The organism is Streptomyces sp. NPDC022552 (genome assembly GCF_055561875.1).
The window spans coordinates 23,655-47,264 of the sequence record NZ_JBVHGJ010000017.1 but is presented as its reverse complement, the minus strand read 5'-3'; the positions used below and the strand labels follow the sequence as shown (position 1 = coordinate 47,264).

Genomic DNA, 23,610 nt, shown 5'->3' with positions numbered 1-23,610 from the left:
GTCAGTACGTCCTTTCCACGGCCCGGGCCTCGGCCCGCGGCAGGTAGGTCAGGCCGAGCAGCAGGTACACGGCGCTGACCGCGGCGCACACCGCCAGCCTCGGCAGGAGGTCGGGCAGCGACTGGCCGCCGGTGGTCGCCGCGTGCAGGACGTCCGTGGCTGCGGTCGTCGGGAGCAGTTCGGCGAACCACTGGACGGGCTCGGGCAGGTAGGCGCGGGGGAAGGTGAAGCCGCCGACCAGGCCGAGGACGATGAAGACGGTGTTCTGCGAGATGTGCGCCTCGCCCGCGGCGATCATCAGTCCGCCGAGCCCGACCGAGAGGGCGAAGACGGCCCCGGCGAGCGCGAGGACGCCCAGGACCAGGCCGGCCGCGGAGGCCACGGGAACGGAGAGGCCGAGCAGGGCGACGAAGACGCCGAGGGCGAGGAACTCGACCAGGCTGCTGAGCACGGCGAAGGCGGTGAAGCCCGCGAGGTAGGGGAAGCGGCCGGCCGGGGCGATCAGGAGGGCGCCGAGCGTGCCCTCCCGCTGCTCGGTGATGAGCGCCTTCGCGGACCAGAGGATGAGGCGGACGGTGAACTGGAAGGCGGTGGCGCCGACGACGATGTAGGCGAGGTAGGCGGTGGTTCCGCTGCCCGCGGCGAAGTCGTCGGCGACGGCTCCGCCGCCGACGACGTGGTAGCCGAGGTACGCCAGCGAGATGGCGAGCGCGGCGGGCAGGACCGTGCCGACGGCGTAGGTCCATGGGTAGGCGCGGCGGGTCATCTGCCAGGTACGCCAGGCGGTTGCCCAGGCTATGGGCATACGAGCGATCCCCTCCCCCTGTGGATCGGTCTCGGCGTTCAGCCGGGGACCGATCCCTGCGATCAGTGAGTTTCTTTTCGGAACTTACAATGGGTTTCTATCGGGAACTCACTCGATGGCGCAAGATGGAGCGGTTGCCCGACCGAGGAGGAGCGCATGGTCCGAGCCGTGCCCGAGCGCGACGCCGCCTGCGCGATCGCCCAGGCCGCCGCCGTCGTCGGCGACTGGTGGAGCCTGCTGCTCGTACGGGAGACCGCGCGCGGCCGCCACCGCTTCGACGAGCTCCAGGGCGAGCTCGGCATCTCCCGCAAGGTCCTCACCGAGCGCCTCGGCCACCTCGTCGACAGCGGCGTGCTCGACAAGGTGCCGTACCAGGAGGGGCCGGTGCGGTACGAGTACCGGCTCAGCCCGGCCGGGCGCGCCCTGCTCCCCGTCCTGGTCGCGATGCAGGACTGGTCCGACCGCTGGCTGCTCGGCGACGGCACCCTCACCGCCTCGGCCGACGAGCACAGCGCCGAGGCCCTCCGCGTCCACGAACTCCCCGGCACTCGGCTGCCGCGCCTGACCCTGCCCGCGCACACCGGCGCCGATAGGGACCCCGTGGACCCGGACGCCGCCGCCACCGTGCTCTTCTGCTACCCCGCGACCGGGCGGCCGAGCCCGCTGCCCGACGGCTGGAACGACATCCCCGGCACGGTCGGCTGCACGCTGGAGAACCGGCTGTTCAGGGACGCGTACGGGGACTTCACGGAGGCCGGGATCGCCGTCCACGGGGTCTCCACCCAGCGCCCCGACGAGCAGCGGGCCTTCGCCGCCGCCGAGGACATCCCGTTCCCGCTGCTCTCCGACATGGACGCCCGGCTCTCTGCGGCGCTCCGGCTGCCGACCTTCCGCGCCGGGCAGGCGCTGCGGCTCAAGCGCGCGGTCCTGGTCGTGGACCGGGAGCGGACCGTACGGCACGCGCGCTTTCCGGTCACGGACATCCCGCACGCCGTCGAGGAGGCGCTCGCGGAGGCGGCGAAACTGTCAGGGTGAGAGGCGCTCCACGCGCCACTCACCGGCGTCGCCTTCGTCCTCGCCCACGCGCACGTACCGCAGCCGGTCGTGCAGCCGGTTCTCGTGCCCCTGCCAGAACTCCACCGCCTCCGGCACGACCCGGATGCCGCCCCACTCCGGGGGCACCGGCACCTGCTCGTCCGCCGGGTAGCGCGCCGCCAGCTCCTCGTACCGCGCGAGCAGCTCGTCGCGCGACTCGATCACCGAGGACTGGTGGCTGGCCCAGGCACCCAGCTGGGAGCCGTGCGGGCGGGTGCGGAAGTACGCGACGGTCTCGTCCCTGCCGGTACGGACCGCCCGGCCCGTGACGATGACCTGGCGGGCCAGCGGGTGCCAGGGGAAGAGCAGCGAGACGTACGGATTGGCGGCCAGCTCGCCGCCCTTGCGGGAGCCGTAGTTCGTGTAGAAGACGAAACCGCCCTCGTCGTAGTGCTTCAGGAGCACCGTGCGCGAGGAGGGGCGGCCGTCGGGCGTCGCGGTCGAGACGACCATGGCGTTCGGCTCGTGGATCGCCGGGCTGGTGGCGGCGATCTTGAACCAGCGCGTGAACTGTTCGATCGGTTCAGGGGCGAGGTCGGCCACAGTCAGCTCCGTGGTGCGGTACTGCTCGCGCATGTCGGCGGGATCGAAGGCGTCGGTCACAGGAATCATCCTGCCGCAGAGGCGGAGCCTGCCCGGCATCGAGGCCCGCTAATCCTTCCTCGCCGGATCGGCGCACTGTGCCGGATGTCACGCTTCCCCGCATCATCGGAACCGTACAGACTCTTGGGCTGGACGACTGTTCATTCCCGACCAACAGGCCTCACCGGCCGACAGGTCCCCCTCCGACCTCCCGGTCCTTCCGGCCGACAGGTCCACCAACCCGCTGGATGATTGATCATCGATTGAGGAGCCGCCTGATGTCCGACTTCGTACCCGGGCTCGAGGGAGTCGTCGCGTTCGAAACGGAGATCGCCGAACCGGACAAGGAGGGCAGCGCCCTCCGGTACCGCGGCGTCGACATCGAGGACCTGGTCGGTCACGTCTCGTTCGGGAACGTCTGGGGTCTACTGGTCGACGGGGCGTTCGACCCCGGTCTGCCGCCGGCCGAGCCGTTCCCGATCCCCGTGCACTCCGGCGACATCCGCGTCGACGTACAGTCCGCGCTCGCCATGCTCGCCCCGGTCTGGGGTCTCAAGCCGCTGCTCGACATCGACGCCGAGCAGGCCCGCGAGGACCTCGCCCGCGCCGCCGTCATGGCGCTGTCGTACGTCGCCCAGTCGGCGCGCGGCCAGGGCCTGCCGATGGTGCCGCAGAGCGAGATCGACAAGGCGCAGACGGTCGTCGAGCGCTTCATGATCCGCTGGCGCGGCGAGCCGGACCCGCGCCACGTCAAGGCCGTCGACGCGTACTGGACCTCGGCCGCCGAGCACGGCATGAACGCCTCCACCTTCACCGCCCGCGTCATCGCCTCCACGGGCGCGGACGTGGCCGCGGCGCTGTCCGGCGCCGTGGGCGCGATGTCCGGTCCGCTGCACGGCGGCGCCCCGTCCCGCGTCCTCGGCATGATCGAGGAGATCGAGCGGACCGGTGACGCCACCGCGTACGTGAAGAGGGCCCTGGACAAGGGCGAGCGCCTGATGGGCTTCGGCCACCGCGTCTACCGCGCCGAGGACCCGCGCGCCCGCGTCCTGCGCCGTACGGCCAAGGAGCTGGCCGCGCCGCGGTTCGAGGTCGCGGAGGCGCTGGAGAAGGCGGCCCTTGAGGAGCTGCACAACCGCCGCCCGGACCGTGTCCTGGCGACGAACGTGGAGTTCTGGGCGGCGATCATGCTGGACTTCGCCGAGGTCCCGGCACACATGTTCACCTCGATGTTCACCTGCGCCCGTACGGCGGGCTGGTCGGCGCACATCCTGGAGCAGAAGCGCACCGGCCGCCTGGTCCGCCCCTCGGCGCGATACATCGGCCCGGGCCAGCGCAACCCGCAGGAGATCGCGGGCTACGCCGACCTGGCGGACTACGCGGGCTGAGCCCACGAACGGCCACCGCGCGCCCAGCGACGCGGAACAGGGTGACGACACGCGCCGGGGCGAGCCCGCACAGCCTGCCCCGGCCGGCCCGCCCGGGCCCGGGTAGGCCCCGGTCGCGCCCGGGCGGCCCCGGTCCGGCCCGGGTTCAGGCGCCCGCCCGTCACGCCGTCGTGAGGCGGCGGTCCTCCGTGAGCAGCAGGTCCGCGTGGTGGCGGGCCGCGGCCAGCGGGTGGGCGCGCAGCTTGCCCTTCAGTTCGTTGCGGCCGTACTCGGCGAACAGCGGGTTCGCCGGGTCGGTCGTGATCCCGGGCGCCGTCGAGGCGTACGGGAAGGGCAGCGGCGCGATCCGCGCGTCGAGCCTCGGGTTGTAGAAGAACGGGACGGAGAAGCGCTCCGTCGCCCCGCGCGGGGAGACCACCCGGTGGTTGGTGGCGAGCAGATAGCCGTTGGTCGCCACTTCGAGCAGCTCGCCCAGGTTGACGACGAACGCGCCGGGCAGCGGCGGCACGTCGTGGAAGAGACCGTCCTCCCGCTCGACCTGGAGGCCACCGACGTGGTCCTGGAGGAGCAGGGTCAGGAAGCCGTAGTCCTTGTGGGCGCCCACGCCCTGGTCGGCGCCGTCCCCGGCGCTTCCCGGGTAGCGCACCAGCTTGAGGTGCGGGTGGGCCTGGGCCCCGAAGATGTCGTCGTAGAAGTCCTCGGGCGCGCCGATCGAGGCCAGCAGCTCGTGCAGCAGCCGCTGGGCGACCGCGCTGAGGCGCTCGACCCAGTTGAGCGCGGCGACGCGCAGCTCGGGGAGGGCGGCGGGCCACTGGTTCGGGCCCTGGAGCCACCAGTACGGGGGCTCGCCCGGGCCCGGGACGCGCGCGGGGCGCTCGGCACCGATGTCGAGCTGGTCGCGCCAGTCGCGTGAGCCGCCCGTGCGCTCGTCGCCGATACGGGTGTAGCCGCGGAAGTGCGGCGAGTTGGTGGTGTCCAGGGCGAGCCGGTCGGCCTCCGGGAGGGCGAAGAACGCCTTCATCGCGGAGGTGAGGGCCGCCGTCTCGGCCTCGGTGATGCCGTGCCCGACGAGCTGGAAGAAGCCGACGTCGTGGGCGGCGGAGTGCAGCTGGGCGTGGAGGAGGCGTCGGTCCCGCGGGCCGCGGTCGGCGGCGGAGAGGTCGACGATCGGGAGCTGGGAGCTGTACGGCTGGGTCTGCGACGAGTGCGTCATGGTGTGCGTCCGCGGGGTGTACGGGTGCCCGGGCGCGCCGCCAGGGGTGGGGCGGGGGCGCGGGTGCCTGAAGAAAAAGGGGGCTTCGAGGTCAGGCGGAGCGCCGACAGCCCATGCTCGTGACGCGGACGAAGTCCACGTGGCGGCGGCGTACGAGCGGAAGCATGGAACCAGCGTACTGCGGGGCGGGCAGGACGTATGTGGCGTGGGTCACGACCGGCTGTGGGCTCGGTCACGCGGGCCTCCGGCACGGTCGCGGCCCACCGGGGGGGGCACGCGCTCCGCTCGCCGCTCGCATCGGGACGGGTGACCATGGTGGACGGGACCGCTCCGGGGGCCAGGTGCGAGGAGGCACCCGTGGCACAGACCCGTACGACCGACGTGCTGATCGTGGGCGCCGGCCCCGTGGGGCTGAGCGCCGCCGCAGAGCTGCGCCGCCGCCGGGTGGCCTGCCGGCTCGTCGACCGGCTGCCGGCCCGCCTCCCGTACGCGAAGGCGGTCGGCATCCAGCCGCGCACGCTGGAGATCTGGGACCGGATGGGACTGGCCCGCGCCGTCCTGGAACGCGCCGTCCCGCTGCGCGGCCAGTTGCTCTACGTCAACGGCCGGGAGCAGGGCCGGTTCGAGCTCGCCCTGCCGCCGGACGTCCCGTACCGGTTCGCCGCGCTGCCGCAGTACGAGACCGAGCGGCTCCTGGAGGAGTACGTCGCGGACCTGGGCACGACCATCGAGCGCGGCACCGAACTGCTGTCGTTCGCCCAGGACGCGGACGGGGTGACCGCCCGGCTACGGACCGCCTCCGGCGCCGAGGAGGAGCTGCGCGCCCGCTTCCTGATCGGCTGCGACGGCGCGCACAGCACCGTCCGCAAGGGGCTCGGCCTCAGCTACGAGGGCGGGGCCTTCCCGGAGGAGTACATGCTCGGCGACGTCGAGGCCGACTGGGACCTCCCGGACGGGTACGGCATCCGGTCCCTGCACCGCGCCGAGGACGGCTCCACGGACGACGCACTCGTCTGCATCCCGCTGCCCGGCACCCGCCGCTACCGGATGTCGATGACGGTCCCGCCCGAGCTGTCCGCCCAGGGCGAGGCCAAGGAGCGCGGCGACGGTGTGGCGCACGGTCTGGAGGGCGGCGCGGCCCCCGGGCTGTCCCACATCCAGGCCGTGGTCGACCGGCTGGCCCCCGCCCCGACCCGCGTCTCCACGCTGCGCTGGTCCTCCGTCTTCCGCATCAGCCACCGGATCGTCGACCGGTACGGCGAGGGCCGGGTCTTCGTCGCGGGCGACGCCGCCCACATCCACCCGCCGACCGGCGCCCAGGGCATGAACACCGGCATCCAGGACGCCTGCAACCTGGCCTGGAAACTCGCCCTCGTCCTGCGCGGGGAGGCCGGGCTCTCCCTGCTCGCCAGCTACGACGCCGAGCGCCGCCCGGTCGGCGAGGAGGTCGTGGGCCGGACCGTCCGGCACGCGAGCCGGGGCATCGAGAGCGACCCCGAGGACCCGGCGACCCTGATGCTCCGGGAGGCCCAGCTGCTCGTCACCTACCGGGGCGGTCCGCTCGCCGGCAGCCCCTACGGGCCGGACGACGCGCCCCAGCCCGGGGACCGGGCACCGGACTGCGGCGGCCTGGCCCTCCCTCTCGCCACCTACCCGCTCCGGCTGCTCGACGTCCTGCGCGGCCGCACCGGGCACGTCCTGCTGCTGTACGCGGCCGATCCCGACGACCTGGCCAGGGCGGCGGAGGCGGGAGCGGTGGTGGCGAAGGCCGTGGGCGGTCAGGAGTCGTCGGAGGACGGCCGTCTGTCGACGGTCGCGGTGCTCGCCCGAGACGCCTCGTCCGACGCGCCCGGGGCACCCGCCGCCTCAGGCCACGTCGGATACCGGGACGCGGCAGGGGAGTTCGCCCGGCTCTACCGGCCGGACGGCCCGACCGGGTTCCTCGTGCGTCCCGACGGGCAGCTCGGCGCCCGCTTCCCGCTCGCCGGCACCGCGGCGGCGCTCACCGGCTACCTGGCGGCGCTGTCCGTACCGGACGCCTGAGCCCCCAGCGCCTCGTCGAGGAGCTTCGACCACTGGGCCACGACCCGGTCCCGGCGGGCCCGGTCGTCCGACAGAAGCGTCGCGAGCCCCAGGCCACGGGCCATGTCCAGGAAGCCCTGGACCGTCTCCCGCACGCCGGGGACCGACTCGTCCGCGGCGAGGAGGGTCACCGCCATGCGGTGGGACTCGCGGCCGACGCGCGCCTCCAGCTCCTGCACGCGCGCGTGGAGCTGCGGCTCGTGGGCCGCCGCCACCCAGAGGTGGAGGGCGGCGCGGAAGAGCGGCCCGGTGAAGAGGTCGACCAGGGCCGACACGGCTTCCCGGCGGTCGCGGGCCGGGAGGGTGCGCAGGGCCTCGGAGCGCTCCTCGGCGACGTACTCGACGGCCGCCGTGAAGAGGTCCTCCCGGGTCGGGAAGTGGTGCTGCGCCGCGCCCCGCGAGACGCCCGCCCGCTCGGCGACCACCGAGACGGTGGAGCCCGCCCAGCCGTGTTCGGCCAGGCAGGACACCGCCGCCTCCAGGAGCCGCTGCCGGGTGGCGCGGCTCCTGTCCTGCTTGGGGCCGGTCACAACCGCCATTCGGGGTCCCGTCGTTCGAGGAAGGCCGTCATCCCTTCGCGCGCCTCGGCGGAGGCGAAGAGCGAGGCCGACCTCTGGACCAGGTCCTCCGCTTCGCGTTCGAAGGTCTCCAGGACTTTAGCCGTGACCAGGCGCTTCGACTCGGCCAGCCCCTGCGGGGAGCCCTTGCGAAGGCCGTCCAGGATGGCGTCCAGGGCGTCCTCGCCGGCCGTCACCAGGCCCATCGCGCGGGCCTCCGCCGTCCCGAAGCGCTCCCCCGTCAGGTAGTACCGCGCCGCCGCCCGCGGCTCCAGCCTCGGCAGCAGCGTCAGCGAGATGACGGCGGGCGCGACACCGATCCGTACCTCCGTGAGCGCGAAGTCCGACGCGTCCGAGGCCACCACGACGTCGCACGCCCCGAGCAGCCCGAGGCCCCCGGCCCGGACGTGGCCGCGCACCACGCCCACCACCGGCTTCGGCAGCTCGACGATCTGCCGGAGCAGGTCCACGAAGGCGTACGGGCTGGGCGGCGCCTTCAGGTCGGCGCCCGCGCTGAACGTGGAGCCGGTGTGGGTGAGGACCACCGCCCGTACGGCCGGGTCCTGCCCGCACTCGGTGAGCGCCTCCGCCAGCTCGGCGACCAGGGCCGCCGAGAGCGCGTTGCGGTTCTCCGGGGAGTCCAGCGTCAGTGTGGCGATGCCACGGTCCAGCTTCATGCGTCGTCCCTCAGCTCGGTCACGCGCGGTCCCTCAACTCACGACGCAGGATCTTCCCCGACGCGGCGCGCGGCACTCCGTCGATGAACTCCACGCGCCTGATCTTCTTGTACGGGGCGACCTTTCCGGCCACGTACGCCATGACGTCCTCGGCGGTCAGCTCCGGGGCGCTCGGCTGCCGGACGACGAACGCCTTGGGTATCTCCGTACCGTCCTCGTCGCCGACGCCGATCACGGCCGCGTCGGCGACGCCCTCGTGGGTGAGCAGCAGGGCTTCGAGTTCGGCCGGGGCGACCTGGAAGCCCTTGTACTTGATGAGTTCCTTGACGCGGTCGACGACGAACAGCCAGCCGTTCTCGTCGACGCGGCCGACGTCGCCGGTGTGGACCCAGCCGTCGGCGTCGATCATCGCGGCGGTGGCGTCGGGGCGGCCCAGGTACCCCTTCATGACCTGCGGGCCCCGGATGGCGACCTCGCCCTCGGCCCCCGGCTCGGCGTCCTTCGACGGGTCGTCGAGGGAGAGGATCCGCATCTCGGTGGAGGGCAGCAGCTTGCCGACGGCGCCGGGCGGCGGGCTGACGGCGTCGAGGGGCACGACGTGCGTGCCGGGCGACAGCTCCGTCATCCCGTACGCCTGGCGGACCGGCGGCAGCTTCAGCCGGGCCGAGCACGCCTCGGCGAGGGAGGCGTCGAGCGGGGCGGCGGCGCTGACGATGTACTCCAGGGAGGAGAGGTCGTGGTCGGCGACGGCCGGGTGCTTGGCGAGCGCGAGGACGATCGGCGGGGCGACGTACAGGCCGTTGATGCGGTGCTTCTCGATGGCCGCGAGGAACTGGTCGAGCTCGAAGCGGGCCAGGACGACGACGGTCGCGCCCTGCCGCAGGGGCGCGTTCATCAGCGCCGTGAGGCCGTAGATGTGGAAGAACGGGAGCACCGCCAGGATGCGGTCGCCGGGGCCCATGGGGACGAAGGGTTCGAGCTGGGCGAGGTTGGTGGCGATCGACGTGTGGGTGAGCATCACGCCCTTGGGGACTCCGGTGGTGCCGGAGGAGTACGGAAGGGCGGCGACGTCCTCGTCGGGGTCGATGGCGATGTCCGGCGCGGGGGCGGTGTTGGCCGCCATCGACTGGAGGGAGCGGACGCCCTCGGCCTCGGGCGCCTGGTCGCAGACGAAGATCTCCTGGATTCCACCGGCGAGTTCGGCTGCCCTGCGGGCCGGGGCGAGGAGCGGGGAGACCGTGACGATCCAGCGCGCCGAGGAGTCCTGGAGCTGCTTGGCGAACTCCTCCGGTGTGGAGAGCGGGTGGACGGTGGTGACGGAGGCGCCGGCGCGGGTGGCCGCGTAGAACGCGACGGGGAACAGGACGGTGTTGGGGCTGTGCAGGGCGACGACGTCCCCCTTGCGGACCCCGGCCTCGGCGAGGCCGGCGGCGATCCGCCGGTGGAAGGCGTCGACCTGGGCGTACGTGAGGGTCGTCCCGGCCGCCCCGTCGATCAGGGCGGGCGCGTCCCCGAACTCGGCGGCCCGGCCGAGGACGGCGTCGTGGATGGGGAGGGAAACGGTGGAGACGGCCTCGTACTCGCTGTGGAACACCATGCAGGCCCCCTGAAGAGGTGGAAGGTGGTCGCCAGGATCGCGTGTGTCGGTACGGCTTGGGGAGACCTCGGCAGCAGTCCGGTTCCACGTCGGCCGAGGCCGGTCTGCTCCGGGGCCCCGCTTGGTCCCGTGGCCCCGTCCGGCCCGGGCACAGGCAGTCCGCCCGGGCCGGCGGGGCAGCGCCGTGCCCGGCCGGCGGGATTCCTCGTCAGTACGACTTGGGCAGCCCCAGGGTGTGGACGGACACGTAGTTGAGGATCATCTCCCGGCTGACGGGGGCGATCCGGGCCACCCGCGAGGCGGCGATCAGACGGGCGAGTCCGAACTCGCGGGTGAGACCGTTGCCGCCGAGGGTGTGGACGGACTGGTCGACGGCCTTCACACAGGCCTCTCCGGCCGCGTACTTGGCCATGTTGGCGGCCTCGCCCGCGCCGATGTCGTCCCCGGCGTCGTAGAGCTGGGCGGCCTTCTGCATCATCAGCCGGGCCAGCTCCAGCTCGATGTGGGCCTGGGCGAGGGGGTGGGCGATGGCCTGGTGGGCGCCGATGGGGGCCTTCCAGACCGTGCGCTCCTTGGCGTACTTCACGGCCTGGGCGAGGGCGTAGCGGCCCATGCCGATCGCGAACGCCGCCGTCATGATCCGCTCCGGGTTGAGCCCGGCGAAGAGCTGGAGCAGCCCCGCGTCCTCGTCGCCGACGAGCGCGTCCGCGGGGAGGTGGACGTCGTCGAGGGTCAGCTCGAACTGCTTCTCGTCCGCGTCGAGTTCCATCTCGATCTGCCGCCGCTGGAAGCCGGGGGCGTCCCGGTCCACGACGAACAGGCAGGGCTTGAGGTTGCCGGTACGGGCGTCCGACGTCCTGCCGACGATCAGGGTCGCGTCGGCGATGTCGACGCCCGACACGAACACCTTCCGGCCGTTGAGGACCCAGCCGTCCTCGGTCTTCGTGGCCGTGGTCGTGATCCGGTGGGAGTTGGAGCCGGCGTCGGGCTCGGTGATCCCGAAGGCCATGGTGCGCGAACCGTCCGCCAGACCCGGGAGCCACGCCCGCTTCTGCTCCTCCGTGCCGAAGCGGGCGATGACCGTGCCGCAGATCGCGGGCGACACGACCATCATCAGGAGCGGGGCGCCGGCGGCCCCCGCCTCCTCCAGGACGACCGACAGTTCGGCCATGCCGCCGCCCCCACCGCCGTACTCCTCGGGCAGGTTCACCCCCAGGTAGCCGAGCTTGCCGGCCTCCGCCCAGAGCGCGGCCCGGTCGAAACCGGGGCCGTGACGGTGGCCCAGCGCCGAGACGGCGGCCCGGAGCGCGGTGAGCTCTTCGCTTTCGATCATGGTGCTCATACGGTCTGGTCCTCCTGTGCTTCGGTCTGTACGGACTGCTGTACGACGGCGAGCAGGGCACCGACCTCGACCTGGCGGCCGGGGGCGGCGTGGAGCGCGGTGAGCGTGCCGGAGGCGGGGGCGACGACGCGGTGCTCCATCTTCATGGCCTCCAGCCAGAGGAGCGGCTGCCCGGCGGTGACGCGCGCGCCGGGCGCGAGACCGTCGGCGACACGGACGACGGTGCCGGGCATGGGCGCGAGCAGGGAGCCGGGTTCGCGCTGCTCCGTGGGGTCGGGGAAGCGGGGCGCCGCGGTGAGCCGGTGGCGGCCGACGTGGACGGTGTCGCCGTGGCGGGCGACCGCGAAGTCCCTTACGACCCCGCCGACTTCCAGCCGAACGCGATGGGGAGCGACGCTCACGGGCCGCACGCCCTCGGGGGCGGTGACCGTGTATCCCTCCCGGGTGGGCCGGTAGCGGACCTCGTGGTCCCCGTACGCGGCGACCTGGTCCTGCGAGCGCACGTTCCGCCAACCGCCCCCGAACCGTCCCTGGTGGGCGGCCGCCTGTGCGAGCGCGGCGGCGACGGCCGCGTACGCCTCGCCGGGCGGGGCCTGGGTGAGCGCGTCGAGGTTCCGCTCGTAGAACCCGGTGTCCAGACGGGACGGGTCGTGGAAGTCGGGATGCCGCAGGGAGGCGACCAGCAGGTCCCGATTGGTCACCGGCCCGTGGATCCGGGCCTGCTCCATGGCGTGGGCGAGCTTGCGGACGGCCTCGGCCCGGGTGGGCGCGTGGACGACGACCTTGGCGAGCATCGCGTCGTAGTGGACCCCGATGGTGTCCCCGGAGACGTAACCGGTGTCGACGCGGAGGCCCGGGCGGAACTCCAGGGTGTGCAGCGCCCCCGTCTGCGGGGTCCAGCCCGCCGCCGGGTCCTCCGCGTAGAGACGGGCCTCGATCGCGTGGCCCCGGGGGGACGGGGGCTCCGGCGGGAGGGGCCCGCCCTCCGCCACGGTGATCTGGAGGGCCACCAGGTCCACGCCGTGGACCTCCTCCGTCACCGGGTGCTCCACCTGGAGGCGCGTGTTCATCTCCAGGAAGTGCGCCTTGGGGGTCCCCCCTGCTCGAGCGGAGCCGAGAGTTTGGGGGACGTCCGCGACCAGGAACTCGACCGTGCCCGCGCCGACGTAGCCGACCGCCTTCGCCGCCGACACCGAACGGTCGTACAGCTCCGCGACCAGCGCCGGTGGCAGACCCGGCGCCGGGGCCTCCTCGATCACCTTCTGGTGGCGGCGCTGGAGCGAGCAGTCACGGGTGCCGAGCGCCCACACCGTGCCGTGCGCGTCCGCCAGGATCTGCACCTCCACATGGCGGCCGTTCTCCACGTACGGCTCGACGAAGACCTCGCCGTCGCCGAACGCGCTCGCCGCCTCCGCCGAGGCGGCCGTCAGCTCGCCCTCCAGCGCGGCCAGTTCGCGGACGACCCGCATGCCGCGCCCGCCCCCGCCTGCCGCCGCCTTCACCAGGACCGGCAGGTCCGCCTCGGTGAGACCGGCGGGCACCAGCGGCGCGATCCCGAGGAGTTCCTTCGCCCTGGTCTTCGACGCCATCGCCTCGATGGCCGGCGGCGGAGGGCCGATCCACACCAGGCCCGCGTCGAGGACCGCGCGCGCGAACTCCGCGTTCTCCGACAGGAAGCCGTACCCCGGGTGCACCGCGTCCGCGCCCGCCGCGAGCGCCGCCTTCACCACCAGGTCCCCGCGCAGATACGTCTCCGCGGGCGTGGCCCCCGGCAGCCGCACCGCCGCGTCCGCCTCCCGTACGTGCAGGGCGGTGGCGTCCGCGTCCGAGTACACGGCGACCGTCCCGATGCCCAGCTCCCGGCACGTGCGGAAGACCCGGCAGGCGATCTCGCCCCGGTTGGCGACGAGGACAGTGGAGATCATGGGATCAGGCCTCACATTCGGAAGACGCCGAAGCCGCCGCGCGCGCCCTCGACCGGTGCCGTGTGGATCGCGGACAGGCACAGCCCGAGGACCGTGCGGGTGTCGCGGGGATCGATGACGCCGTCGTCGTACAGCCGCCCCGAGAGGAACATCGGCAGCGACTCCGACTCGATCTGCGCCTCGACCATCGCGCGCAGCCCCGCGTCCGCCTCGTCGTCGTACGGCTGCCCCTTCGCCGCGGCGCTCGCCCGCGCCACGATGGAGAGCACGCCCGCGAGCTGCTGGGGGCCCATGACGGCCGACTTGGCGCTCGGCCAGGCGAAGAGGAAGCGCGGGTCGTAGGCCCGGCCGCACATGCCGTAGTGCCCGGCGCCGTACGAGGCGCCCATCAGCACGCTCAGGTGCGGCACCCGGCTGTTCGACACCGCGTTGATCATCATCGCGCCGTGCTTGATGATGCCGCCCTGCTCGTACTCCTTGCCGACCATGTAGCCGGTGGTGTTGTGCAGGAAGACCAGCGGGATGTCGCGCTGGTTCGCCAACTGGATGAACTGCGCCGCCTTCTGCGACTCGGCGCTGAACAGCACGCCCTGGGCGTTCGCCAGGATGCCCACCGGATAGCCGTGCAGCTCCGCCCAGCCCGTCACCAGGCTCGGTCCGTACAGCGGCTTGAACTCGTCGAAGTCCGAGCCGTCGACGATCCGGGCGATGACCTCGCGCGGGTCGAACGGGGTCTTCAGGTCCCCCGGCACGATCCCGAGCAGCTCGTCCTCGTCGTACTTCGGCGGCTCCGCGAGAGCCGGATCGGGTTGCGCCTTGCGGTGGTTGAGGCGGGCGACGATCCGCCGGGCCTGGCGCAGGGCGTCGACCTCGTCGACGGCGTAGTGGTCGGCGAGGCCGGAGGTGCGCGCGTGCATCTCGGCGCCGCCGAGCGACTCGTCGTCGCTCTCCTCGCCGGTGGCCATCTTCACCAGCGGCGGACCCCCGAGGAAGACCTTCGACCGCTCCTTGATCATCACAGTGTGGTCGGACATCCCGGGGACGTATGCCCCGCCCGCCGTCGAGTTGCCGAAGACCACGGCGATGGTGGGGATACCGGCGGCGGAGAGCCTGGTCAGGTCGCGGAAGAGCGCCCCGCCGGGGATGAAGATCTCCTTCTGGGACGGCAGATCGGCACCGCCGGACTCGACGAGCGAGACGACCGGGAGCCGGTTGGCGTACGCGATCTCGTTGGCGCGCAGGGCCTTCTTCAGCGTCCACGGGTTTGAGGCGCCGCCGCGCACGGTCGGGTCGTTGGCCGTGATCAGGCACTCGACGCCCTCGACGACACCGATGCCGGTGACGATCGACGCGCCGACCGGGTAGTCGCTGCCCCAGGCGGCGAGCGGGGAGAGCTCCAGGAACGGGGTGTCGGGGTCGACGAGCAGCTCGATCCGCTCACGGGCGAGCAGCTTGCCGCGCTTGCGATGACGGGCGATGTACTTCTCGCCGCCGCCCGCGAGCGCCTTGGCGTGCTCGGTGTCGAGGTCGGCGAGCTTGTCGAGCATGGCGGCGCGGTGAGCCGCGTAGTCGGGTCCGCCGGTGTCGAGGGCGGAGGCGAGGACGGTCACAGCAGTTCCTCCAGAAGGTCCACCGGGATGTCGAGATGACGCGAGCGGAGCCACTCGCCGAGGGCCTTGGCCTGTGGGTCGAAGCGGGCCTGGGAGGCGACGCCCTCGCCGAGGATCCCGGTGACGACGAAGTTCACCGCGCGCAGGTTCGGCAGGACGTGCCGTACGACGTCCAGGTCGGCGGTCTCCGGCAGGAGTTGCTTGAACCGTTCGACCGTGAGGGTGTGGACGAGCCAGCACCACGCGGCGTCCGTACGGACCCAGACTCCGACGTTCGCGTCGCCGCCCTTGTCGCCGCTGCGGGCCCCGGCGACCCGGCCGAGCGGGGCCCTGCGCACCGGGCCAGCGGGCGGCGGCCCGGGCAGCGGCGGCTCGTCGACCGGTTCCAGTTCCCGCGTCCGTACGGGTACGGGGAGGCGGACTCGGCTCCCGTCGGGCAGGACGGCCGTGTGCGGGACGTCGGCGGCGGGGACGTACGTGGCCTCGAAGACGCCGTAGGGCGCGCCCTTGCCGGGCGGCGCGGTGACGTGGAAGCCGGGGTAGCTCGCGAGGGCGAGTTCGATCGCGGCGCCGCTGAGGGCGCGGCCGACGGGCTCGGGCGCGGGGTCGCGGACGACGAGCCGGAGGAGCGCGCTCGCGGTCTCCTCGGTGTCGGCGTCGGCCCGGTCCGTCCGCGCCAGCTCCCAACGGACCTCGGCGGGGCGGGACTCGGTGCGCTCGAAGGCGTCCTCGACCTGCTCCTTGACGAGCTGGGCCTTGGCGTCGATGTCGAGTCCGGTGAGGACGAGGACGACCTCGTTGCGGTGGCCGCCGATCCGGGCGAGCCCGGCCTTGAGGGTGGGGGGCGGCGCCTCGCCCCGTACGCCGTCGATCCGTACCCGGTCCGGCCCGTCCTGGGTGAGCCGTACGGTGTCGAGCCGGGCGGTCACGTCGGGTCCCGCGTAGCGTGCGCCGGACGTCTCGTACAGGAGCTGCGCGGTGACGGTGCCGAGGTCGACGACGCCGCCGGTGCCGGGGTGCTTGGTGATGACGGCGCTGCCGTCGGCGTGGAGTTCGGCGAGCGGGAAGCCGGGGCGGCGCAGCGTGTGCCGGTCGTGCGCGGTGAAGAAGGCGTAGTTGCCGCCGGTGGCCTGGGTGCCGCACTCCAGGACGTGGCCCGCGACGACCGCGCCGGCCAGCCTGTCGTACTCCTCCGGGCCCCAGCCGAAGCGCCACTGCGCGGGGCCGGTGACGAGGGCGGCGTCGGTGACGCGTCCGGTCACGACGACATCGGCGCCGGCGGTCAGGCATGCGGCGATCCCGGCGCCACCGAGGTAGGCGTTGGCGGTCAGGACTCCGTCCCGGGTGGGGAGGCGGTCGCCCTCGACGTACGCGATACGGGTGGGCAGGCCGAGCCGGTGCGCGAGGGTGCCCAGCGCCTCCGCGAGGCCGGCGGGGTTGAGGCCGCCCGCGTTGGTCACGATCCGGACGCCGCGCTCGTGGGCGAGGCCGAGGCCCTCCTCCATCTGACGCAGGAAGGTCTTGGCGTAACCGGAGTTCGGGTCCTTCAGGAGGTCGCGGCCGAGGATGAGCATGGTCAGTTCGGCGAGGTAGTCGCCGGTGAGGACGTCGAGGGAGCCCGGTTCGCCGCCGGTGAGCATCTCGCGGACGGCGTCGAAGCGGTCGCCGTAGAAGCCGGAGGCGTTGCCGACACGGAGGGTGCGGGGAGCGCCGGGGGTGCCTGGGGCGCCGGGGGTGCCTGGGGTGTCTGGGGTACGGCGGACGTCCACTAGGCCCCCTGCGGTGCGCGGCCGGTACCGGCCGGGCCCGCGAAGGCCTGGGCGATGGTGAGCCAGTGCGCGGCGTCGGGGCCTTCCGCCGTGAGGGCGGTGTCGTCGCGGTGGACGCGCTGGGTGACGAGGAGGCAGAAGTCGAGCGCGGGGCCGGTGATCCGCTGGACGGCGCCTTCGGGCCCGTACGCCCACTCCTGGCCGTCGGGGGCGGTGAGTTCGACCCGGAACGGCTCGGCGGGCGGGGTGATCCCCCGTACGAGATAGGCATAGTCGCGGGCGCGGATGCCGATCCAGGCGACGTGGCGCAGCCGGGCGGTCGGCTCGCGGACGACTCCGAGGGCGTCGGCGATGTCCTGGCCGTGCGCCCAGGTCTCCATGAGCCGGGCGGTGCCCATCGAGGGGGCGCTCATGGGCGGCCCGTACCAGGGGAAACGGGCGCCGGGCGGGGCGGAGCGCAGGGCCATCTGCAGCCGTTCGCGCCCGACGCGCCACCGCCCGAGGAGCTCGGCGGGCGGCAGTGCCGCGCCCTCTTCGGCGCCGTCGTCGACGAACGACTCGGGCGCGGCGAGCGCCTTCTCGGCCTCGGATGCGAACCCCTCGGGGTCGGTGACGGCGAGCAGGGCGGCCCGGTCGGTCCAGGCGAGATGCGCGATCTGATGGGCGACGGTCCAGCCGGGGGCCGGGGTGGGCGCGGCCCATCGGTCGTCGCTCAGCTCCCGTACGAGCCGGTCGACCTCCTCGCTCTCACTGCGCAGATCGTCGAGTACGACGACAGGGTCGGACACGGTGCGCTCCCCTCGGGACACGGGCGTGTGCCGAGGAGCATGGCAGCGGTGAGAGAAACAATCAAGCGTGCTTGCTTTACTTTCTCGGCCGACTGCGGGGCGAGAGCGGCTCCCCCTTCCGCCGTCAGACGTCCCGGCGGCGGATACCGGCCAGGAGGCCGTCCAGGGCGGTCACCGTGAGGTCGAGCGACTCGGGTGTGCCGCTTCGGGCCAGCCAGAGGGCGGCCTCGTTCATCGCGCCCGAGAGCAGGCGCGCAAGGGGCTCGACGGGCTGCTCGGCGATGATCCCGGCATCGATCAGGCCGGCGAGGGCTTCGGTCAGGTGCCGGGCGGAGGACTCCTCGTCCAGGGCACGCCACTCCTCCCAGCCCAGGACGGTCGGCGCGTCGACGAGCACGATGCGCCGTACGGCGGGGTCGGAACCGGCGGCCAGGAAGGCCCGGCAGCCGGCGCGCAACTGCTCCCAGGGGTCGACCCGCCCCTCCGCGGCGGCCGCGACCCGCTCGCCCAGGTCCCGCTGGACCTCGGCGACGACGGCCCGGAAGAGCCCGGCCTTGCTCTCGAAGTGGTGGTAGGCGGCGCCCTTGGTGACCCCGACGGCCTGGGCCACTTCGGCCAGGACCACGGCGTGGTAGCCGTCCTCGGCGAACCGCCGCCGCCCTTCGGCCAACAGCGCCCGCCGCGTCGCCGCCCGCTGCTGGGCCCGGTTGCCCGCCGCCCGCTCGTCCGCCATCACCCGTACCGCCCTTCCCATTTCACATACCCCGGGTATGCTAACCGTACGATTCACATACTCCGGGTATGTGAAATGGATGCACGCGCCAAGGAGTCATGCCATGAAAACCGGGCTCGACAGCTTCTATCCCGTGATCTGCACGCGTGACGTCGCCGCGGCACGCGACTTCTACACCCGCCATCTCGGCTTCACGACGACCTTCGAGGCCGACTGGTACGTGAGCCTGCGCCGCCCCGACGCCCCGCACTACGAACTCGCGCTGCTCGACAGCAGCCACCCCACCCTCCCCGAGGGCCACCGCACCCCCACCCGGGGCGGGCTGCTGCTCAACTTCGAGGTACGGGACGTGGACGCGGAACACCGCCGCCTGATCGGCGAGGCGGGCCTGCCCGAACTGCTCCCCCTGCGCACGGAGGACTTCGGCCAGCGCCACTTCATCGTCGGAGCCCCGGACGGCGTACTGATCGACGTGATCACGACGACCCCACCGACGGAGGAGTACGCCGGCCAGTACACGACCTCCGCGGACCAGGACGCGTGATCCGTCCACCTGAACGGCCGTAGCTGCGCCTCCAGTTCACCGGGTACGTCACGGTGCGGGCGGCCCCATGACGCCACCGACCGTCCGCGTGAGCTCAGGCCGGGTTCTTGATGCTCTCGATGATGCGGGCGAAGCCTTCCGCTCCGTGGCCCGCGTCGATCTGGCGCTGGATGAGGTTCTGGACCATGCCGATCACCTCGGTGCCGATGCCCTGGTCGGAGCTGGCGGTCAGGATGTCGCCGAGGTCGGAGAACTCGAGGCTCTGCTGCCCTTCGACGGTGTAGTCCCCGCCGTCGATGACCTCGGCGAACCCCTGGAAGCCGCCGGTCATGGCGCTCAGCCACGGTGCGGCCCTGGAAGCGAACTCGCTCGCCGTCACTCCGGCCGGCGCGACCATCGCGGCGCCGTGCACGAATCCGGCGAACATGACGTACATGCCCGCCAGCAGGGCGAGGTCGTACAGGGACGCCAGCCCGGCATCCTCACCGAAGTAGGTGCTCGTTCCCCACAGGTCGAGCAGCGGCTTGTGCTGAGCGAAGACCTCGGCCGATCCGCTGTAGAGGATCGACGAGCCAGGCTGACCGATCATGGACGGTACGGCCATGATCCCGCCGTCCAGATACGCGATCCCGGCATCGGCGGCCCAGGCCGCCAGCTCCCGTGACTGCTCCGGTGTCGTCGTGGTGACGTTGACCAGGGTTCGTCCGGACAGCTCATGGGCGAGCGGACCGAGGACCTCGTGGACCGACGCGTGGTCCAGCAGGCAGGCGATCACCACGCGGCCGGCCCCGACCGCCTCGCCGGCCGTCCCCGCGGCCTCCGCGCCCTGCGCGACGAGGCCGTCCGCCTTCCCCGGTGAGCGGTTCCAGACCGTGGTCGCGTACCCGGCCTTCACCAGGGCGCCGGCGAGGGCGCTCCCCATCGCCCCGAGCCCGAGAACACTCACCTGGACGCTGTTGTCGCTTGTCATTCCTGGGACTCCCTCTCGCGTTCGGCGTTCGGCTCGATCCTCTCCGCCGCCAGAAGGGTTGACCAGTACGGACTAATTAGTCGGATACACACCCATGGGTAAGCAGGCCCCGGGGGAACGGGGCGCGGAACGCCGGCCCGCAGACCCGCGCGACAGGGCCTAGGCCTGCGGCGGCAGGGCGGCGGCGCGCTTCATCTGGGTGCGGATGGCGCCCATGCTCGCCGCGATGACCAGGGCGATCGCGAGCGCGTCCGTCAGGGAGAGCGCCTGGCTCAGGACGAGGAAGCCGGCGCCCGCCGCGATGGCCGGTTCCAGGCTCATCAGGATCGCGAAGGTGGGGGCGGGGAGGCGGCGCAGGGCGATGAGTTCGAGGGTGTACGGGAGGACGGAGGACATCAGCGCGACGGCCAGGCCGAGGCCGATCGTCGACGGGACGAGGAGCTTGTCGCCCGCCTCGACGATGCCGAACGGCACGCTCAGCAGCGCGCCGAACGCCATCGCGAGGGCCAGCCCGTCCGCCTGCGGGAAGCGCCGGCCGGTCCGGGCGCTGAAGACGATGTACGTCGCCCACATCGCGCCCGCCGCGAGCGCGAAGGCAGCGCCGACCGGGTCCAGGCGGTCGAAGCCGCCGCCGCTGAGCAGGACGACGCCGCCGAGGGCGAGCCCGGCCCACAGCAGGTTCATCAGCCGGCGCGAGGCGATCACGGAGAGGACGAGCGGGCCGAGGACCTCCAGGGTCACGGCGGCACCGAGCGGGATCCGGTCCGCGGCCTGGTAGAAGAGGATGTTCATGCCCGCCATCGCGGTACCGAAGGCGACGACGGTGCCCCAGTCGGCGCGGCCGTAGCCGCGGACCTTGGGGCGGCAGACGATCAGCAGGACGGCGGCGGCGAGGACGAGCCGCAGCGTGACGACGCCGAGCGCGCCGGCCCGGGGCATGAGCAGGACGGCGACGGCCGACCCGAACTGTACGGAGAGACCTCCGGCGACGACGAGCGCGACGGGGCCGAGGCGGGTGGCGCGCGCGGAGGCTCCCGCGGCGGCGGGCGCGGTACCCGGTCCGGTGCCCGGCACGCCCGATGCGGAACCCGGCGCACCCGGGGCCGTGCCCGGCGCCGCGCCGGTGGCGATGTCCTTGACCGGGCTGTCCACCGGCACACTCCCTGCGTGGTTCATCAGATTGGACCTTCAAGTCCAGAATAATGGACTCGTCAAGTAGGTTCCGACTCTCACGCTACGAGCGCCCGCGCGGCGCGTGAAATGCCGATTGGGCTGCGGTTATGCTCCGGATGCATGAGCATCGAGCTGCGTCACCTCCGCTGCTTCCTCGCCATCGCGGAGGAAGGCAACGTGACCAGGGCCGCCGCCCGGCTCCACCTCACGCAGCCCGCGGTCTCCCGTACGCTCGCCGCCCTGGAGAAGCACCTCGGCGTCCGGCTCGTCGACCGCTCCACGCACCACCTCGCGCTCACCGCCGAGGGCCGCGCCTTCCACGACCGCGCCGCGTCGGCCGTCGCCGCGTTCGACACGGCCCTGGACCCGGCACGGCTGCGCCACCGGCCGCTGCGGCTGGGACACGCGTGGTCGGCCTTCGGCCCGTACACGACCCCGCTGCTACGGCGCTGGCAGCGCGAGCACCCCGAGACCCCGCTGGAACTCCTCCGGATCGACGACCGCACGGCGGGCCTGGTCCGGGGCGAGGTGGACGCGGCGCTGCTCCGGGGGCCGGTGGACGCGCCGGGCCTGGCGACGGAGGAACTGGCGACCGAGAACCGGGTGGCCGCGGTGGCGACGGACAGCGCGCTGGCGTCCCGTACGTCCCTGTCGCTGGCGGACCTCGCGGACGAGACGGTCGTCCTCAACACGGTCTCCGGCACGACGACCCCCGCGCTCTGGCCGGCGTCGCACCGTCCGGCGGCGACCCTGACGGTCGGCAACACCGACGACTGGCTCACGGCGATCGCGGCGGGCCGCGGGGTCGGCGTCTCCTCGGCGTCGACGGCGGCGATGCACCCGCACCCGGGCGTCACGTACCGCCCCCTCCCGGACGCCCCACCGGTCCACGTCCTCCTCGCCTGGCGCGACGCCTCGCCCCACCCGTCGACCCACCTCCTGGTGACCCTGGCCCGCGAAATCGCCCGGGGTACCTGAGCCCCGGCGCCCCGCGCTAGAGCACCGCCTCGTCCCCGGCCGGAAACGGCCGTCCGTGGCCCGGGACGATCACGTCGGACGACTTCAGGACCCGCAGGCGCGAGGTGCGGAGCTGGTCGCGGTCGGGGGCCACCGGGTCCTCGGCCGGGCCGTCCGGGCGCCACCAGAGATCGCCGACGAACGCGACGACACCCTCTGCGGTGCCGGCGAGCAGCGTGATGTCCTCCGGGCTGTGGCCCGGCGTGCGGATCAGGCGCAGGGACGGGGTGAGTTCATGGCCCTCGGCGTCCCGGTCGGTCCACTGGTCGTCCCGGTACTCGGCCTTGTGGTCATGGACCCGCGCCCGGCCGAACAGGCCCACGTTCATGGTGTTGTCGGGGTGGTGGTGGCTGAGCACGACGTCCGTGATGTCGTCCGGCCCCAGACCCAGTTCGGCCAGCGGGCCGAGGATGCGGTCGCGGCTCGCGACCATGCCGGGGTCGACGATCACATGGCGGTCGCCGTCGGTCACGTACGAGACGGTGGCGGCGACGCCCGGCCCCGTGGAGGTGGTGTAACCGGTGGTCAGGACGGTGTAGGTGGCGGTGTTGCCGCGCGGCTGGTCTGTCATGTCCGCAAGCTTCGCCGTACGGAGGACGATCGACGAGTGGCCGTACTGCCACCCATCGCGGGTTTTGTGCCAGCCGCAGGCTCACGGCGGTCCCCCGCGTGCCAGACTCCCCGCATGCCCCCCTTCCTGAGCGTCGCCGCCTACGCCCCGCCGCGCGTCGGCATGCTCGCCGTCGGGCTCGTCTCCGAGGTGTTCGGCGCACCCCCTCAGGGCCTTCCCCGCTTCGACTTCGCGCTCTGCTCCGACCGCCCCGGGCCGGTCACGACCGACCTCGGCGTCCCGCTCGCCGTCACCCACGGGCTCGACCGGCTCGCCGCCGCCGATCTCGTACTCGCCCTCCCCTGGGCCGACTTCCGCACCCCGCCGCCCGCCGCCGTGCTCGACGCGCTCCGCGCCGCCCACGCGCGCGGCGCGCTCGTCGGGTCGCACTGCGTCGGGGCGTTCGCGCTCGCCGCCGCCGGCCTGCTCGACGGGCTGCGGGCCACCACCCACTGGCGGTTCGCCGACCTGCTCGCACACCGCCACCCGTCCGTCACCGTGGAGCGGGACGCCCTGTACGTCGACGAGGGCCGGATCCTCACGGGCGCGGGCGCCGCGGCCGGCTTCGACCTGTGCCTCCATCTGCTGCGCCGCGAGTACGGGGCGGCCGCCGCGAACGCGGTCGCCCGCGACCTCGTCCTCCCGCCCCACCGCGACGGCGGACAGGCGCAGTACGTCGCGGCTCCCGTCCCCGAGGACTGCGAGGACGAACGCCTCGCCGGCGTCCTCGCCTGGGCGCGCGAACACCTCCACGAGCCACTGCCGGTGGCCGAACTGGCCCGCCGCGCCCTGATGAGCCGCCGCTCCTTCGCGCGCCGGTTCGCCGCCGCGACGGGAACGACGCCCCACGCCTGGGTCCTCGGCCTGCGGCTCGGCCGGGCGGAGGAGCTCCTGGAGACGACCGACCTCCCGGTCGAGGAGATCGCCCGCCTGGTCGGCTACGGCAGCGCGGCGGTCCTGCGCGAACAGTTCGTCCGCCGCCGGGGCGTGCCGCCGCGCACCTACCGTCGTACGTTCGCCAGGACGGCGGACGCGGCGCGCGAGGGGCCGGCCGGCCGTGTTGCCGGACCGGCCCGGTGAGACGTCCACGATCCGCGTACGGCGGCCTGGTCGAGACCGGCCCCCGCAGGGCC

At 73.3% G+C, this 23,610-nt stretch carries 21 protein-coding genes; 6 read left to right on the top strand and 15 right to left on the bottom strand.

Going from position 1 to position 23,610, the window contains the following annotated elements; all coding sequences use genetic code 11:
• Position 1 precedes the first annotated feature (1 nt).
• Complete coding sequence (locus tag ACZ3OF_RS31895; protein WP_467308248.1) at positions 2–805, bottom strand: ABC transporter permease; 804 nt, start codon at positions 803–805, stop codon at positions 2–4.
• Positions 806–961: 156 nt separating this feature from the next.
• Between ACZ3OF_RS31895 and ACZ3OF_RS31890 the strand changes: the two genes are divergently transcribed.
• A complete protein-coding gene (locus ACZ3OF_RS31890; RefSeq protein WP_361677331.1) occupies positions 962–1,840 on the top strand; it encodes a winged helix-turn-helix transcriptional regulator in 879 nt (292 codons plus the stop codon).
• On the opposite strand, the gene pdxH is transcribed toward ACZ3OF_RS31890, so the two are convergent.
• Entirely contained in the window at positions 1,832–2,476 is a 645-nt protein-coding gene (gene pdxH, locus ACZ3OF_RS31885) for a pyridoxamine 5'-phosphate oxidase (RefSeq protein ID WP_361677581.1), read from the bottom strand. The two genes, ACZ3OF_RS31890 and pdxH, sit on opposite strands and share 9 nt — an antisense overlap.
• Positions 2,477–2,760: 284 nt before the next feature.
• Between pdxH and ACZ3OF_RS31880 the strand changes: the two genes are divergently transcribed.
• On the top strand, positions 2,761–3,870 hold the full coding sequence (locus tag ACZ3OF_RS31880; protein ID WP_361677328.1) for a citrate synthase 2: 1,110 nt from the start codon (positions 2,761–2,763) through the stop codon (positions 3,868–3,870).
• A 160-nt stretch (positions 3,871–4,030) separates the two neighbouring features.
• Here the strand turns inward: ACZ3OF_RS31880 and ACZ3OF_RS31875 are convergent, their stop codons facing one another.
• Complete coding sequence (locus ACZ3OF_RS31875) at positions 4,031–5,083, bottom strand: isopenicillin N synthase family dioxygenase (protein ID WP_361677325.1); 1,053 nt, start codon at positions 5,081–5,083, stop codon at positions 4,031–4,033.
• Positions 5,084–5,440: 357 nt separating this feature from the next.
• On the opposite strand from ACZ3OF_RS31875, the gene ACZ3OF_RS31870 reads away from it, so the two are divergent.
• The gene (locus ACZ3OF_RS31870) at positions 5,441–7,126 is read left to right on the top strand and encodes an FAD-dependent monooxygenase (protein ID WP_467308245.1); all 1,686 of its coding nucleotides are present in this window, start codon (positions 5,441–5,443) and stop codon (positions 7,124–7,126) included.
• Here the strand turns inward: ACZ3OF_RS31870 and ACZ3OF_RS31865 are convergent.
• The 9 genes from ACZ3OF_RS31865 to ACZ3OF_RS31825 form a co-directional block, all read right to left on the bottom strand.
• Complete coding sequence (locus ACZ3OF_RS31865) at positions 7,093–7,704, bottom strand: TetR/AcrR family transcriptional regulator (protein ID WP_361677319.1); 612 nt, start codon at positions 7,702–7,704, stop codon at positions 7,093–7,095. The genes ACZ3OF_RS31870 and ACZ3OF_RS31865 overlap by 34 nt on opposite strands.
• The gene (locus tag ACZ3OF_RS31860; RefSeq protein ID WP_361677316.1) at positions 7,692–8,399 is read right to left on the bottom strand and encodes an enoyl-CoA hydratase family protein; all 708 of its coding nucleotides are present in this window, start codon (positions 8,397–8,399) and stop codon (positions 7,692–7,694) included. The genes ACZ3OF_RS31865 and ACZ3OF_RS31860 overlap by 13 nt, the downstream gene beginning before the upstream one ends.
• Before the next feature lie 19 nt (positions 8,400–8,418).
• Positions 8,419–9,996, bottom strand: coding sequence for a 4-coumarate--CoA ligase family protein (locus tag ACZ3OF_RS31855; RefSeq protein ID WP_467308242.1), 1,578 nt, complete (start codon positions 9,994–9,996; stop codon positions 8,419–8,421).
• A gap of 208 nt (positions 9,997–10,204) precedes the next feature.
• Positions 10,205–11,338 carry an acyl-CoA dehydrogenase family protein gene (locus ACZ3OF_RS31850; protein ID WP_361677310.1) on the bottom strand — a complete coding sequence of 378 codons (1,134 nt, stop codon included), beginning with the start codon at positions 11,336–11,338 and terminating at the stop codon, positions 10,205–10,207.
• On the bottom strand, positions 11,335–13,263 hold the full coding sequence (locus ACZ3OF_RS31845) for an ATP-binding protein (RefSeq protein WP_361677307.1): 1,929 nt from the start codon (positions 13,261–13,263) through the stop codon (positions 11,335–11,337). The genes ACZ3OF_RS31850 and ACZ3OF_RS31845 overlap by 4 nt, the downstream gene beginning before the upstream one ends.
• 11 nt (positions 13,264–13,274) lie before the next feature.
• Positions 13,275–14,873 carry an acyl-CoA carboxylase subunit beta gene (locus tag ACZ3OF_RS31840; protein ID WP_467308240.1) on the bottom strand — a complete coding sequence of 533 codons (1,599 nt, stop codon included), beginning with the start codon at positions 14,871–14,873 and terminating at the stop codon, positions 13,275–13,277.
• Positions 14,870–16,642, bottom strand: a complete 1,773-nt coding sequence (locus ACZ3OF_RS31835; RefSeq protein WP_467308238.1) for an acyclic terpene utilization AtuA family protein — start codon at positions 16,640–16,642, stop codon at positions 14,870–14,872. The genes ACZ3OF_RS31840 and ACZ3OF_RS31835 overlap by 4 nt, the downstream gene beginning before the upstream one ends.
• Entirely contained in the window at positions 16,642–17,430 is a 789-nt protein-coding gene (locus ACZ3OF_RS31830; protein ID WP_361677298.1) for a TIGR03084 family metal-binding protein, read from the bottom strand. Before ACZ3OF_RS31830 ends, ACZ3OF_RS31835 begins: the two co-directional genes overlap by 1 nt.
• 124 nt (positions 17,431–17,554) lie before the next feature.
• Positions 17,555–18,184 (bottom strand): TetR/AcrR family transcriptional regulator, encoded by a 630-nt coding sequence (locus ACZ3OF_RS31825; RefSeq protein ID WP_467308235.1) that lies wholly within the window; start codon positions 18,182–18,184, stop codon positions 17,555–17,557.
• A gap of 82 nt (positions 18,185–18,266) precedes the next feature.
• Between ACZ3OF_RS31825 and ACZ3OF_RS31820 the strand changes: the two genes are divergently transcribed.
• Positions 18,267–18,707, top strand: a complete 441-nt coding sequence (locus tag ACZ3OF_RS31820) for a VOC family protein (protein WP_361677292.1) — start codon at positions 18,267–18,269, stop codon at positions 18,705–18,707.
• A gap of 94 nt (positions 18,708–18,801) precedes the next feature.
• Here the strand turns inward: ACZ3OF_RS31820 and ACZ3OF_RS31815 are convergent, their stop codons facing one another.
• Both ACZ3OF_RS31815 and ACZ3OF_RS31810 read right to left on the bottom strand, forming a co-directional pair.
• Positions 18,802–19,677, bottom strand: coding sequence for an NAD(P)-dependent oxidoreductase (locus tag ACZ3OF_RS31815; RefSeq protein ID WP_361677288.1), 876 nt, complete (start codon positions 19,675–19,677; stop codon positions 18,802–18,804).
• A 159-nt stretch (positions 19,678–19,836) separates the two neighbouring features.
• Positions 19,837–20,853 (bottom strand): EamA family transporter, encoded by a 1,017-nt coding sequence (locus ACZ3OF_RS31810; RefSeq protein WP_467308232.1) that lies wholly within the window; start codon positions 20,851–20,853, stop codon positions 19,837–19,839.
• A 117-nt stretch (positions 20,854–20,970) separates the two neighbouring features.
• Here ACZ3OF_RS31810 and ACZ3OF_RS31805 point away from each other — a divergent pair, with 117 nt between their 5' ends.
• Positions 20,971–21,828, top strand: coding sequence for a LysR family transcriptional regulator (locus tag ACZ3OF_RS31805; protein ID WP_467308230.1), 858 nt, complete (start codon positions 20,971–20,973; stop codon positions 21,826–21,828).
• Between the two features lie 16 nt (positions 21,829–21,844).
• On the opposite strand, the gene ACZ3OF_RS31800 is transcribed toward ACZ3OF_RS31805, so the two are convergent.
• Positions 21,845–22,438 carry an MBL fold metallo-hydrolase gene (locus ACZ3OF_RS31800; protein ID WP_361677279.1) on the bottom strand — a complete coding sequence of 198 codons (594 nt, stop codon included), beginning with the start codon at positions 22,436–22,438 and terminating at the stop codon, positions 21,845–21,847.
• Positions 22,439–22,552: 114 nt separating this feature from the next.
• Here ACZ3OF_RS31800 and ACZ3OF_RS31795 point away from each other — a divergent pair, with 114 nt between their 5' ends.
• The gene (locus ACZ3OF_RS31795; RefSeq protein ID WP_361677276.1) at positions 22,553–23,557 is read left to right on the top strand and encodes a GlxA family transcriptional regulator; all 1,005 of its coding nucleotides are present in this window, start codon (positions 22,553–22,555) and stop codon (positions 23,555–23,557) included.
• Positions 23,558–23,610 lie beyond the last annotated feature (53 nt).

Coding starts and splice junctions, on each gene's coding strand:
- ACZ3OF_RS31895 (WP_467308248.1), bottom strand. CDS start 805: ATGCCCATAGCCTGGGCAACCGCCTGGCGTACCTGGCAGATGACCCGC.
- ACZ3OF_RS31890 (WP_361677331.1), top strand. CDS start 962: ATGGTCCGAGCCGTGCCCGAGCGCGACGCCGCCTGCGCGATCGCCCAG.
- pdxH (WP_361677581.1), bottom strand. CDS start 2,476: ATGCGCGAGCAGTACCGCACCACGGAGCTGACTGTGGCCGACCTCGCC.
- ACZ3OF_RS31880 (WP_361677328.1), top strand. CDS start 2,761: ATGTCCGACTTCGTACCCGGGCTCGAGGGAGTCGTCGCGTTCGAAACG.
- ACZ3OF_RS31875 (WP_361677325.1), bottom strand. CDS start 5,083: ATGACGCACTCGTCGCAGACCCAGCCGTACAGCTCCCAGCTCCCGATC.
- ACZ3OF_RS31865 (WP_361677319.1), bottom strand. CDS start 7,704: ATGGCGGTTGTGACCGGCCCCAAGCAGGACAGGAGCCGCGCCACCCGG.
- ACZ3OF_RS31860 (WP_361677316.1), bottom strand. CDS start 8,399: ATGAAGCTGGACCGTGGCATCGCCACACTGACGCTGGACTCCCCGGAG.
- ACZ3OF_RS31855 (WP_467308242.1), bottom strand. CDS start 9,996: ATGGTGTTCCACAGCGAGTACGAGGCCGTCTCCACCGTTTCCCTCCCC.
- ACZ3OF_RS31850 (WP_361677310.1), bottom strand. CDS start 11,338: ATGAGCACCATGATCGAAAGCGAAGAGCTCACCGCGCTCCGGGCCGCC.
- ACZ3OF_RS31845 (WP_361677307.1), bottom strand. CDS start 13,263: ATGATCTCCACTGTCCTCGTCGCCAACCGGGGCGAGATCGCCTGCCGG.
- ACZ3OF_RS31825 (WP_467308235.1), bottom strand. CDS start 18,184: ATGGGAAGGGCGGTACGGGTGATGGCGGACGAGCGGGCGGCGGGCAAC.
- ACZ3OF_RS31820 (WP_361677292.1), top strand. CDS start 18,267: ATGAAAACCGGGCTCGACAGCTTCTATCCCGTGATCTGCACGCGTGAC.
- ACZ3OF_RS31815 (WP_361677288.1), bottom strand. CDS start 19,677: ATGACAAGCGACAACAGCGTCCAGGTGAGTGTTCTCGGGCTCGGGGCG.
- ACZ3OF_RS31810 (WP_467308232.1), bottom strand. CDS start 20,853: ATGAACCACGCAGGGAGTGTGCCGGTGGACAGCCCGGTCAAGGACATC.
- ACZ3OF_RS31805 (WP_467308230.1), top strand. CDS start 20,971: ATGAGCATCGAGCTGCGTCACCTCCGCTGCTTCCTCGCCATCGCGGAG.
- ACZ3OF_RS31800 (WP_361677279.1), bottom strand. CDS start 22,438: ATGACAGACCAGCCGCGCGGCAACACCGCCACCTACACCGTCCTGACC.
- ACZ3OF_RS31795 (WP_361677276.1), top strand. CDS start 22,553: ATGCCCCCCTTCCTGAGCGTCGCCGCCTACGCCCCGCCGCGCGTCGGC.